Annotated in this window: 7 protein-coding genes and 4 pseudogenes; 8 read left to right on the top strand and 3 right to left on the bottom strand. The window is 36.1% G+C overall.

Annotated features, from left to right (window positions below):
- Positions 1–225, bottom strand: a pseudogene (locus tag IGJ25_RS16230) (hypothetical protein); the annotation flags it as partial.
- A 2-nt stretch (positions 226–227) separates the two neighbouring features.
- On the bottom strand, positions 228–1,049 hold the full coding sequence (locus IGJ25_RS16235; protein ID WP_002298756.1) for a ParA family protein: 822 nt from the start codon (positions 1,047–1,049) through the stop codon (positions 228–230).
- Between the two features lie 687 nt (positions 1,050–1,736).
- Between IGJ25_RS16235 and IGJ25_RS16240 the strand changes: the two genes are divergently transcribed.
- Complete coding sequence (locus tag IGJ25_RS16240; protein WP_263729322.1) at positions 1,737–3,236, top strand: primase C-terminal domain-containing protein; 1,500 nt, start codon at positions 1,737–1,739, stop codon at positions 3,234–3,236.
- 136 nt (positions 3,237–3,372) lie between these two features.
- Positions 3,373–3,660 (top strand): type III secretion system protein PrgN, encoded by a 288-nt coding sequence (locus IGJ25_RS16245; RefSeq protein ID WP_251844806.1) that lies wholly within the window; start codon positions 3,373–3,375, stop codon positions 3,658–3,660.
- A gap of 191 nt (positions 3,661–3,851) precedes the next feature.
- On the opposite strand, the pseudogene IGJ25_RS16250 reads toward IGJ25_RS16245, so the two are convergent.
- Positions 3,852–3,989: pseudogene (locus IGJ25_RS16250) on the bottom strand (IS3 family transposase); the annotation flags it as partial.
- A gap of 630 nt (positions 3,990–4,619) precedes the next feature.
- Here IGJ25_RS16250 and IGJ25_RS16255 point away from each other — a divergent pair.
- The 6 genes and pseudogenes from IGJ25_RS16255 to IGJ25_RS16280 form a co-directional block, all read left to right on the top strand.
- Positions 4,620–5,210, top strand: a pseudogene (locus IGJ25_RS16255) (type I restriction-modification system subunit M N-terminal domain-containing protein); the annotation flags it as partial.
- Positions 5,211–5,408: 198 nt separating this feature from the next.
- Positions 5,409–6,029: pseudogene (locus tag IGJ25_RS16260) on the top strand (site-specific DNA-methyltransferase); the annotation flags it as partial.
- Positions 6,030–6,378: 349 nt separating this feature from the next.
- The gene (locus tag IGJ25_RS16265; protein WP_002403339.1) at positions 6,379–6,579 is read left to right on the top strand and encodes a helix-turn-helix domain-containing protein; all 201 of its coding nucleotides are present in this window, start codon (positions 6,379–6,381) and stop codon (positions 6,577–6,579) included.
- Between the two features lie 47 nt (positions 6,580–6,626).
- The gene (locus IGJ25_RS16270; protein ID WP_438779449.1) at positions 6,627–9,884 is read left to right on the top strand and encodes a helicase-related protein; all 3,258 of its coding nucleotides are present in this window, start codon (positions 6,627–6,629) and stop codon (positions 9,882–9,884) included.
- Positions 9,885–10,607, top strand: a complete 723-nt coding sequence (locus IGJ25_RS16275; RefSeq protein WP_002351807.1) for a DUF4391 domain-containing protein — start codon at positions 9,885–9,887, stop codon at positions 10,605–10,607. It begins immediately after the preceding gene.
- A gap of 27 nt (positions 10,608–10,634) precedes the next feature.
- The gene (locus IGJ25_RS16280) at positions 10,635–12,479 is read left to right on the top strand and encodes a site-specific DNA-methyltransferase (RefSeq protein ID WP_002340512.1); all 1,845 of its coding nucleotides are present in this window, start codon (positions 10,635–10,637) and stop codon (positions 12,477–12,479) included.
- The last annotated feature ends 11 nt before the right edge of the window (positions 12,480–12,490 follow it).

Consider the following 12,490-nt stretch of genomic DNA (forward strand, 5'->3'; position numbering starts at 1 on the left):
AACAGAAGGCGATACTTTTTGTGTTAGGGTTGCTGAAAATCTTTTATCTTTTGCAGTCGGATTCGTAATAGATTCTTTCTTTATAGTCTCTGTATTCGTATTATTTATAGGAGTGATAGAAGAGGTTCTACCAAAATCTGTTTTTCCTTTTATTTCGACCTTTTTTGATTGTAAAGAAGATTTGTTATTCTTATTGCTTATTATTGGCTTGAAATTTTCAGACATATTTAATCCTCCAGAGATTCTAGTATTTCCTCATGTCGGTCTAACTCATTTAAAACATCGATAAATACCTGATGAGCTTTAATATCCCATCCATCTGGTTTTCCAGTATAAGAATACGAAACACGTATACCTTCAACATCGTAAACCTTTAATCTTTCTTGATACTTAACGATTGTATCCAGAACATTTCCTCCATATAACTCTTTTGCTTGATCAAGTACTTTAGTATCTACTCGTCCGCCGGGTCTTAGCATGCAAGGTATAATCCCTAGTACTTGTAAATCATTATCGTAAGTGTCTGCAAGATATTGCATGTAAGCAATATAGGTTTGAGCACCGTCCAGAGATAATTCTTGAGTTTGTAACACAATGATACAGTAATCAGCTGCAAGCATAGCATTATCACTATAATCAGATATTGTAGGTGGCACGTCTATATAAATAGCGTCATAGACTTCTTTCAATGGTTTCAGTAGCTCTTTCAAGTAGGTAATTTGCTTAATTTCATCATTCGGGAAACGATTCATTAGTATTTTTGTTAGGTTTCTAAAGGTGGTATTGGATGCAATTAAGTCTAAGTTACTCATGATAGGTGTAATTTGAGTACTTAAGTCTCCTTCCTCAAATCCAGTAGTGATACTCTTTGTAATTTCTTCAAGCTCACCTGTTTTAGCTAAAATACTCGTTGCGTTTCCTTGTGGATCTAAGTCAACTACTAATGTTTTTTTGTTATTGATTACAGCACTTTCATATGCAAGCATAGTTACTGATTTAGTTTTTCCTACTCCGCCTTTAAAATTTCCCACGACATATACTTTTCCCATGAATAGACCTCCGATTGATTAATAATATATCATAAGTATACCAGTGTGGAGTTTACTTGTAAAGAAAATAATTGCAAAAGTAGATTGGTGTAAAAGTATACCAGTATACTAAAGGTGTTATTAAGTATACTGGTATACTGCGAATTTAAAGGAAATAATATAAAAAAGTTCCTATATAGATTCAGGAAGCACCGATATGTAAATACTTTAATCACAAAACGAAAAAAGTATACCAGTATACTGATACACCGTAATAAGTGTAGAAGTATACTGGTATACCATTAAAAAAGTTCAAAAGTATACTGTTGCAAACCATTGTTAAAAATAGTTCTTTACAAGTTGAAGAATGTTCTGTAGTCTAAAAGAAAAATAAACAGTAAAAAAAGAGACGGAAAAATAAGTGAATTGGACCTCACCTATTTTTCTGAATCACATACAAACCTATGTGTTCTCGCTCGTCTCGGTAGTTATGTAAGTGGCTGGAAACCACTTATGTGATTGGATAATCAGTTCAGACTGGGAATCTGAACTTATAGGATTATATTACCATTTTTTGACGGGCAACTCAATATATACATGCTTATTTGTCATGCATTTTAACGAAATTATGACGTTCTAAGCCATTGAGAGAACACAAATCGAAAGATTATTTGTGTTCTCTTTTTTGTTTGGAAAGGATCAGCAACCATGGCATATGATTTAGATGTTGTATACTCGACTATTTTACAGAACGGGATTCGTAAATTTAAATTTAAAAATAGCCGCCTTAAACCTATCTCTTACACAGATCAGTCGGGGAGAGGGGCGATTTTTGCGTACCGTTCAAAGGAACACATGATCGAGGGGATTGGACTAGTGATTACTTCAGAAGAAGGGGTGATCGAAAACAATAATCGATTCACTCATTGGACACCAAATGTATTTCGCTATGGAACGTATGCTGATGAAGCCAGAATGTTTACGAAAGGTCATTCGGAGGACAATTTACGTCAAATCAATACATTCTTTGTTGATTTTGACACATTGGATCCAAACTTTGACTATGGAGAAATTATCTTGGCCAGTCACGAGATCGGCTTTATGCCGACAATGATTCTACGTACACCGCATGGATTTCAAGCTTTCTATGTACTAGACAAGCCTGCATACGTGACGAAGAAATCAAATTTTAAAGTGATCAATGTGGCCAAAATGATCTCAAAAAATCTAAGAAACAAATTTTCAAATGATTATCGGTTTCCAGTTGATGTAAATGCCAATCATTTTGGGATCACACGTATGCCTTCTGAAGAGAATGTTTTATTCTTTGAACCACAGTATCGTTATAGTTTCGAAGAATGGATCGACTGGTCAATGAGAGAAGATGCGGACAAAAAAGCGGAGATCAAAAACGTTTTTGTATTACCATCTACTCAAGAATTTCGTCAAGTCGATGAACCCTGGTTCCAGCTGTTGCTAAAAAGTCAAAAAATACAAGGTGAAAAGGGCGTATATGGTCGAAATAATGTCATATTCACCTTGTCTTTGGCATACTTTTCGTCAGGATACGAAGTAGAAGCATGTGAATTGACGATGTTAGAATTCAATGACCGCTTGGCTAACCCTTTATCTGATCGAGAATTAACCAGAATCATTCGTTCCGCTTACTCCGGAAAATATCAAGCAGCGCACAGAGAAAAAGTTGTCCTATTATGCCAAGAGTGGGTCGATGCCAATCTTTCTGAAGAGCAGCTATTCAATAAAAAACGGGGTTGGTGGAAATTCAAAAAAGAAAGAGCTGTTCGCAAGTATTCACATAGTCATGAATGGGCAGAAGATCTACTGTCCTATTTGAATGAGCAATCCTATGAAGAACAACCATACATTCTTTCTACAAAAAAAGAGTTAACTGAACGTTTAAAGATCCCAAAACGTTCCCTGGACAAAGTACTGAAGCATTTAAGAGAAGAGAACAAAATTCATTTTCGTGTTCGTGCTGGTCGTAATGGAGGTATTATGCTAGCTTCGATACATGGATTGATGCGCTCCGTTATCCGGCTAAAAAAAGAAAGCCAGGGGGCTTATTTCGCTGCGATCTCAGAAGCTTTTGGAAGAGAATACACGTTTATCCAGACAGCACTGAAACGCTTGATAGAACCCAATAAGATCGGCGTGCAAACAAATCTGTTCATGATCGATACAGGTTGAAACTAAAAGGTGCAAATTGCCTATTACATTATATCTATGATACGTTCCTTCTTTTTCTTCGCCTTGCTTGCTGTTCTTAAGAAAGAGTAGTACTATTATCGCAAACGTAATAATATGGCGGGAGGTCTTTCTGACTATGAGTATCAATACCTTTGTATATCCCTACCCGATCAATGTGTTTATTATTTCGCGGCTAGGGATGACAGTAGAGAAATTTTGTGAATTACATGGCTATAAGCAGAGTACAGTAGCAAGCTGGGTAACAAGAAACCGTGCAGTAAAAACGTTACCTTGTGATTTTTTATATTGTCTTAGTCTTTCTTCAGGCTGGTCGATGGATGATGTTTATCGTCATTTATTGGTGTTGGAGGAGAAGTTCTTAAAGAGTATCAATCCAAAAAAAGAAAAAGAACAAATTAATTAGTTCTGTCGATCATTCTTCGTTGTATTTTAGTTTTTTACGTGTTTATTAAGTGTGGAATGGCAACCCTTTTTTTGACAAAAATTATAAAGTGTAAAAATCAGGTGCTTGTTATCTAATCCGATTGTCCTTGACAACGAGCCTCCATGGACGTGAATCAACCGTGGCGAAGCTACAAGCAAATGTATCGGCCACTACGCAACGCTACCACATCCATGCTCATTATCAAGGATCCGCTCCGCCAATCTCCGATTTCGAATGCTGATTGGTGTCTCATATCCCAAAGAACCGTGTAACCGAAGATAATTCCACCAATTGATGTAATCAAATAATGCAGTGACAGAGCAAGTTGGTAAAGATATTCCACTTTTTGTTACTTGAAAATGGGAAAAAAGATTATTCTGTGGTATTTAAGAACGGACAGGTAACTGATTACAACGAAGTATTTAAAAAAGTTATTGAATAATGATTCTTCCATCTTTTTCATTCATTTAACCTACCCCGTTGTTATATGACCGTACTTATACATCTCCAGTAGCTTAGGATAAGCTACTGGGGGTATTTTTTTTCGGATTTGGAACCCGACTATATTTATTTGTATCTGAAATGAAACGGAGATAGTTTCATTAAACGTTGATATATAAGTGTTTTAGACTGTTTCAGGTAGTGATTTTATTGAAAAAATTTTTAAGAAATTTGTATATTTTATACTACTAGACAGTACTGTTTTTTTATAAAAAAATCATATGTAATTGTTTCATATGTATCTGAAATGGTTTTAAAGATAACTATGTAGAAATATAAAAAATAAGTTAACGATCAGTCTAAGTTATATCAAACAACGTTAGACTCCTTTCACGTAGTTTATTAGCAAAAATAAGTTTTATTCTTTTTCTAAAAGGGAGTGTGCTAAAATAAGAGGGTATATAGCAACTTTAAATAAGAGATAGGAGTGTATCTTTTTGGGTGCAGAATTAAATCAAAAATTATTTAGTGCGGCAGATAATCTCCGTAGTAAAATGGATGCGTCAGAATATAAAAATTATTTATTGGGGTTGATTTTCTATAAATATTTATCCGACCGTTTGTTGGAACAAGTGGTTCTTTTAGCAGATGAATCCTTAGAGGAATATGATACGGTAAGCAAACAAACGATGTTGTATCGTGAATTACTTTCAGATGAGGAATCAAAAGAAGCTCTGATTGCCACCATCGTTGATATTTTGGGGTATGCAATTGCACCAGAGTATCTTTTCAACGTCTTAGCGGATCAAGCAAAACAAGCAACGTTCCAATTGAACGATCTAAACAAAGCCTTTGTGCAATTGGCATCTACCTACAATCAATTTAATGGGTTATTTGATGATGTGGATCTCCAATCAAAAAAACTAGGAACAGATGAGCAACAACGAAATGTGACGATTACCGAAGTCATTAAGAAATTGAATGACGTGGAAGTTTTAGGTCACGATGGGGACGTGATCGGGGATGCGTATGAATTTCTGATCAGTCAATTTGCTTCAGAAGCAGGGAAGAAAGCCGGAGAATTTTACATATCATAACTATGAGTAATGTTCATAAAAAGTAGCTATTATCTGAACACTTTTGCCAATACTCCAAAATTAATTAGTACTTAAAACAACAACATTAAACTTACAAAAGATATTAATTAACGCTTATTAAAATTAAATTATGATGGTTACCTAAATTAGTAGGGCGATAAAAATTTTCGTTTGAAAGAAGGTAATAGTATGAGGAAGATTGAACCAAGAATATTTGATGAATTGAAAAAAATTCTTACTTCATTTAGCGATAAGTATTTTGTGGGTGAAGAATTAAATCGTTCTAAATTATCCGATGATTTGCGCAGGTATGATCAAGCCTTACTTAGTAAATTATTTGAGGTAGAGTACATTAAACAACATTTCCTCATTGAGGTTGCTAGGCAAAAATTATTTCAAATTGAACAGCTAGAAGAAGCTATTCTTTACAATGATTATTGGGATACAAGCTATACAAAATATGAAAATCGTATTGGATTAACGACTAATGGAAAATTTCTTCAAGATATTCAAGATGTAGTATTAGATTTTCCTTTTAAGGATATTGTGCTAACCGCATCTATGACGAAAGATGATGAGAATGGCTATGATGATGCACTCCTTAATGAAGTGATTGAAAAGGATGAAATAGATCAATTATTCGACCATAAAGCATTCCAAAAAGTGAAACGTTAAGATCCTAACGGTGAAAATGTGAATACAGTCTTTGCTATCGATAATGATAATTTGATAATTAAGGGCAATAATCTATTAGCTTTACATTCACTATTGGACAATTATGCTGGAAAGGTAAAGCTAATTTACATTGATATTAAAATCACGCAATCGATACAAATACAAACTGCTAGAAAAGGCGATAATACGGGAGTTCTTGAGCTTGTGGCTTGAGAAGCTTTTTTATTTTACGATGAATTTCATCAATGAGATACAGGCATAATTTCCAAGAGGGTAAAAATATAACACCCCTAGGTTTCAAATTAACACCCTATGACACCCCTAAACACCCCCTAAAATTTACATTCCTACAAATATTTATCAAAATCTAATCAATCGTAAAAAAATTAAGCGTTCGCTATATTTTTGTGTAAAATTTCATATCAATTGTGATATAATATATTTATTATCGGCATATTAGATTTTAGAGAAAATAGGTGATAAGATGATGAGCTATAAAAAATTGTGGAAGTTATTAATTGACCGAGACATGTCAAAGAAAGATTTAGCTGAACTGGCTGACCTTAGTCAATACACCATCAACAAATTAAATAATAGTGGCACAGTGACAACTGAGACACTAGCTAAAATTTGCATCGCACTGAATTGTGATGTCGGGGATATTTGTGAAGTGGTGGCTGCGTAACATAGCAAAGGATAGAAGAATTAAAATTATAGCCTTGGGGGACGCTCATGGAATTAAAATTAATTGATAACAAGGGGGATAACACCCTAGAAAATTTAATAAGTGAAAAGGTGACGAAACATTCGAAAATCAGTATTCAAACGGCTGCATTTTCAATTTTTGCTTTTCACGCATTACAAAAGGAAATCAAGCGTTCAAAGGGGTTGCGTTTGGTTCTGACGAAATCTTTCTTTGAGAAGGAAGAAACTAGTTTTTTAAAGCGATATGAAATTGCGCAAAGTGAAGAAGATATTTCTGGAAATAAGTATGAAATTAAGCTCAGAAATAAAATGAACACGGCTTTTATTGCTCGTGAAACGGCAAGGTTGATTGAGGAAAAAGTAAAGGTTCATCAGCTGGGACCAAATCAAAATGCTTTGGATGAACTACTGATTGAAAATGAAGCAGATATTGAAGGTAATGTGGTAGTTCCTTCAATGTTCAAATTTACTTCAGATGGCTTAGGACTTACAGAGTCAAATAACGTTTCTTCAATGACGGGAATTATTGGAGAACCTAATCACTTAGCTGGTTTAAAAGCTGACTTTGACGCTGTCTGGAATGACCCTAAAAAGTCAAAAGAAGTAACAGACAAGGTGCTTGAAAAAGTCAGAACCATTTATCAAGAAAATCCACCTGAATGGATTTATTTTGTATCGCTTTACCATATTTTTCATGACAAGTTGAGTGAATTGGATGAGCAAGATATTGCGCCAGAAGGTTCTGGGTTCAAGGATTCAGTAATTTGGAATAAGCTTTACCAATTTCAAAAAGATGGTGTGATGGGCTTAATTCGTAAGCTTGAAAAATACAACGGTGCGATTCTAGCTGATTCAGTTGGTTTAGGTAAAACTTTCTCAGCCTTGGCCGTTATCAAATATTTTGAGTTGCAGCGTAAACGAGTGCTCGTTCTCGCTCCAAAACGACTACGGGATAACTGGACACTTTATACACGACCTGATGTAAGAAATGTTTTAGTGGATGACTACTTTAACTACACTGTTTTGAACCACACTGACCTTAGCCGTTATAAAGGGGAAAGTGACGGAATCAAGCTGGATACTTTTCTGTGGTCTGATTTTGATTTGGTTGTCATTGATGAATCCCACAACTTCCGTAATAACGATACCAGCGTCAATCGTGAAACCAAAACACGTTATCAACGCTTGATGGAAGATATCATTCAAAAGGGACGTAAGACAAAAGTATTGATGCTTTCAGCTACACCAATCAACAACCGAATGAATGACTTGAAAAATCAGATTGGTTTCATCACTGAAGGCAAAACGGACGCGTTGGCGAAGTATGGTGTTGATGATATTGACACGACACTGCGTTTAGCACAACAAGCTTTTAATCAATGGATGGAACTGGATGAATCTGAACGGACGACTCAAAGCTTTCTTGATAAGGTCAATCCGGATTATTTTAAGTTACTGGACATGTTGACGATTGCTCGTAGTCGGAAACACATTGAAAAATATTATGATACGACTTCATTGGGAGATTTCCCTGAACGCTTGAAGCCAATGACAGTGAAACCAAATATTGATGCATCAGGGCAGTTCCCTGATTTACAGGATGTTTATGATTCAATCGGTTACTTGAACATGGCAATGTACCAACCACTTCAGTATGTGCTCTCGACTAAAAGAAAGCGCTACGAAGAATTGTATGACACCAAGGTAAAAGAAGGGAAGTCGTCATTCAGGCAAGTTGACCGTGAACAAGCCTTGGCTAAATTGATTCGTGCCAATTTGTTCAAACGACTGGAAAGTTCCATTTATTCGTTTGGATCAACCCTTGACCGAATGGTTGGCGGGATTGAAGATATCCTTGAAAAAATCAAAGAGCATCAAGCGGGTAACGTGGAAATGCCAAGTATCACTGATTTTGATGATGAGGATTTGGAAAGTGCCTTTGACGAACAGGCAGTGGGGACAAAAACTAAAATATTGATTGGTGATATGGACTTAGTGAAGTGGTCCCAAGCTCTTAATGAAGATCTTGAAACGTTGAAAGAATTGCAAACCGTCACGCATCGAGTAACACCGGACAAAGATGATAAGTTGATGGACTTGGAGAAAATTCTCAAGCATAAGTATGAGCATCCAATTAATGGCAAAAACAAGAAAGTAATCATCTTTACTGCCTTTGCAGATACGGCTAACTATCTCTATGAGAACTTAGCTGACAAAGTAAAAAGATTTTATGGTCTGAATTCTGCGTTGGTGACGGGTGGTTCTACACCGAACAAAACAACCATGAAAGGTGTGGCCGTCAATGATATGAGTGATATCTTGACGAACTTCTCACCGATATCAAAAGGACGTGACCAGATCAATCCGAACGCAACCGAAGAAATTGATTTGTTGATTGCAACGGATACCATCTCTGAAGGGCAAAACTTGCAGGATGCAGATTACTTGATTAACTACGATATTCACTGGAATCCAGTGCGTGTCATTCAACGTTTCGGGCGTATTGACCGTATTGGCTCACGTAATAAACAGATTCAACTAGTAAACTTCTGGCCAAATGTGGACTTGGATACTTATCTGAATCTGGAACAACGTGTCAAGGGACGTATGGTCATGTTAAATACGGCAGCAACCGGTGAAGATGACTTATTGAATATTAAATCTAATAAAGAAATGAACGACTTGAAATACCGTAAGAAACAGTTGGAACAACTCCAAACTCAAGTCATTGATTTGGAAGACGTCAATGGGGCAATTTCCATTACCGACATGACCTTCAATGACTTCAAAGCAGACTTGCAGAATGCTTTGAAAGAGCATGAGAAGTTGTTGAATGAAGCGCCGCTAGGCATGTATGCAATTACGGATACAACCAACTTCCCTGAAGCTGAACCGGGTGTCATATTGACCTTGAAGCAGCAGACGAATGACTTGGGACAAGAAAATAGTATCTTGCCGTACATTGTTGTTTATATGCGAATGGATGGAACAGTCAAAATAAACTACATGTACGCCAAGCAAGTGTTGGACTTCTTTAAAAAGCTGACGGTCGGTAAAAAGACGGTCAACCAACCACTTGTAGATGAGTTTTATGATGAAACGAATGGTGGTAAGGACATGAGTGCCTATTCTGAAATCTTGAGTAAAGCGATTGAAGCAATTCGAGGTAAGCAAGATGAAGTAGGGATGGGTTCATTGTTTTCACCTGGTGGTACTAGCGTCCAAACTGAACTATTGGATGATTTAGATGATGTTGAGTTAATTTCATTTTTGATTATTAGGTAGGTGAGCGAATTGGAAACGAAAGACATAATCAAATGGTGGAAATTTCCAAGTGCTACAATCATCAATCGAAATCTACCAAAAACGCAAATCTATCCACATATGAAAAATGCGGCGGACAAGCAATTCTTACAAGATTCCGTCCAAAGCATTTATATGTTGGCAAGTCTGAAAACTGACAATACACATATTGCTGTGTATGAGGACGACAAGGAACTTTATCAAGAAATTCAGTTTCTTTATGTGAAAACCAAGGATAAAGGTGACTCGACTAAAATCTATAAAATGTTGGCACACCTGATTCCATATCCATTAGTTATCCTCACCGATGAACCGGATAGTTTTACGATCTACACGGGTCGCTTTGAGAAGTTATCAACAGGCTTTTTGAAGTTGATGAATGTGTATCCATCCCCGGTTTATCAAGATGAAAACTTGGAAGAAGTGTTGCAGCAAATATCACTGATTGATTTACCACGGCAGAATCTGAAAACTTTTTATGATGGACTTCGGGATGAGATTGTGACAGCTACGGCTAAGTCACAATATGGTGAAGCAGTTGCTAATATCACTGGTGAAGAAAAAGACCAGCTTGATGCATTAAAGAAACAGATTGAAGATTTGCGTGGCCAAATTAAAAAGGAACGTCAACTGAATCGCAAAATTGATATGCAGATGAAGCTGAAAAAGTTAAAAGATGAGCTTTCAAGCAAGATTAATCAGTAAGTGAAAGTGTGAAAGGAAATCCTATTTATGATAAATGAGAATAACCAAGTGCCTTCAAGTTCTCTTGATATCACTGAACAAAATATTGAAAAGCTGAAGGAATTATTTCCTGAGGTATTAACTGAAAAGAAAATCGACTTTGATAAGTTACGTTTGATTCTTGGGGATGAAGTTGAAACAGCACCCGAACGCTACAGTTTTACTTGGAACGGCAAGAAACAAGCGATGCAGCTGGCTCAACAGCCAACGGTGGCAACATTGAAGCCAAATAAGGCAAAGTCAAAGAACTGGGATGAAACACAAAATCTTTATATCGAAGGAGATAATCTTGAGGTGTTGAAGATTTTGCAAAAGTCTTATGCGAATAAAGTGAAACTCATATATTTGGATCCACCCTACAACACGGGTAGTGATTTTGTGTATAAGGATAGTTTTTCTGATTCGCTTGAGAATTATTTAGAAGTTACTTGTCAGGTTGATGACGAAGGGAAAAAGTTTTCAACTAATTCAGATACAGATGGAAGATATCATACTAACTGGTTGAATATGATGTATCCACGTCTTAAGTTAGCTAGAAATCTTTTAAGACAAGATGGAGTTATTGCAATTTCTATTGATGATAATGAAGTTGCAAAGCTTAGAAATTTACTTGACGAAACTTTTGGTGAAAATAACTTTATTCAAGAGATTGCATGGCGACGCTCTGATAATCAGGCTAATATTGGTTTAGCTGCACGAGTGAAAGAGTATATTTTAATTTATGCAAAAAATAAGAAGGAATTAGTTTATGGACGATTGCCTTTATCAGAAAGTGCGATTCGGGAGTATCGCTACTCTGATTCTTATGCAGGAAAGTTCCGACGAGGAATTTTACTGGATAAAACTCGCGGACGCTACTCTTATCCAGTAACAACAAAATCTGGAAATGTTTTAAATGGTCCTTGGATGGTTGCGGAAGAAAAATTTAAAGAACTAGATGAAAATAATGGCATTTACTGGACAAGCGGTGGTGAAGAACAACCATATAGCAAAATTTACTTGTCTGAAAGTAAAGGTGCAATACCGAATGACTTTTGGGGAATTGAATATGGAACGAATCAACGAGCTAGTTTAGAAGTAGAGGTTTTATTTGGAGAAAGATACTTTGACTTTCCAAAGCCTGTTTCATTAATCAAAAGTTTGATTTCACTTGGTGCACCAGATAAAGATGATATCGTCCTAGACTTCTTTTCTGGCTCTGGAACTACAGCACAAGCGGTAATGGAATCCAATATTGATGATGATGGAAAAAGAAAGTTTATTCTCGTTCAATTGCCGGAAGATATTGACGCAAAACATAAAGCATACAAGGCAGGAATGCGGAAAATACCAGAAATTGCAGAAAAACGGATCTCTTTAGCCGGGGACAAGATAATTGCTGAAAATCCTGAACTAGCAGGAAAACTTGACGTTGGTTTCAAAGTTTTTGAACTCTCTAAATCAAATATCAAGAAATGGAACGCAGAACCCAAAGACTTGAATGAGCAGTTTGAATTACTGGCTAACAACTTTGAAGAAGGTTCAAAACCAATCGATGTTGTTTATGAAATCATGTTGAAGCAAGGTCTTGATTTGACTTATCCAATTAGTGAAACAAAAGTTGGGGAAGCGGTTGTTTATGATATTGCCTTTGGTGCAATGTTTGTAGTACTTGGTGACAAGATTACGAGCGAAGTGGCAAGTCATATTATTAAGCAAATTGCTGATGAAGAAGCTGAAAACTCAGTAGTTGTTTTACAGGATGAGAAATTCATCAATGATAGTGAGAAGTTAAATACGATTGAGCAGCTCAATGCAAGTGGCATCCAGTACAATGACATTTTAAGTATTTAAAGCAAAGGAGG

Origin of the sequence: Enterococcus sp. DIV0240d, from assembly GCF_051711245.1 — a bacterium.
Classification (GTDB): domain Bacteria; phylum Bacillota; class Bacilli; order Lactobacillales; family Enterococcaceae; genus Enterococcus_D; species Enterococcus_D casseliflavus.

Coding starts and splice junctions, on each gene's coding strand:
- IGJ25_RS16235 (WP_002298756.1), bottom strand. CDS start 1,049: ATGGGAAAAGTATATGTCGTGGGAAATTTTAAAGGCGGAGTAGGAAAA.
- IGJ25_RS16240 (WP_263729322.1), top strand. CDS start 1,737: ATGGCATATGATTTAGATGTTGTATACTCGACTATTTTACAGAACGGG.
- IGJ25_RS16245 (WP_251844806.1), top strand. CDS start 3,373: ATGAGTATCAATACCTTTGTATATCCCTACCCGATCAATGTGTTTATT.
- IGJ25_RS16265 (WP_002403339.1), top strand. CDS start 6,379: ATGATGAGCTATAAAAAATTGTGGAAGTTATTAATTGACCGAGACATG.
- IGJ25_RS16270 (WP_438779449.1), top strand. CDS start 6,627: ATGGAATTAAAATTAATTGATAACAAGGGGGATAACACCCTAGAAAAT.
- IGJ25_RS16280 (WP_002340512.1), top strand. CDS start 10,635: ATGATAAATGAGAATAACCAAGTGCCTTCAAGTTCTCTTGATATCACT.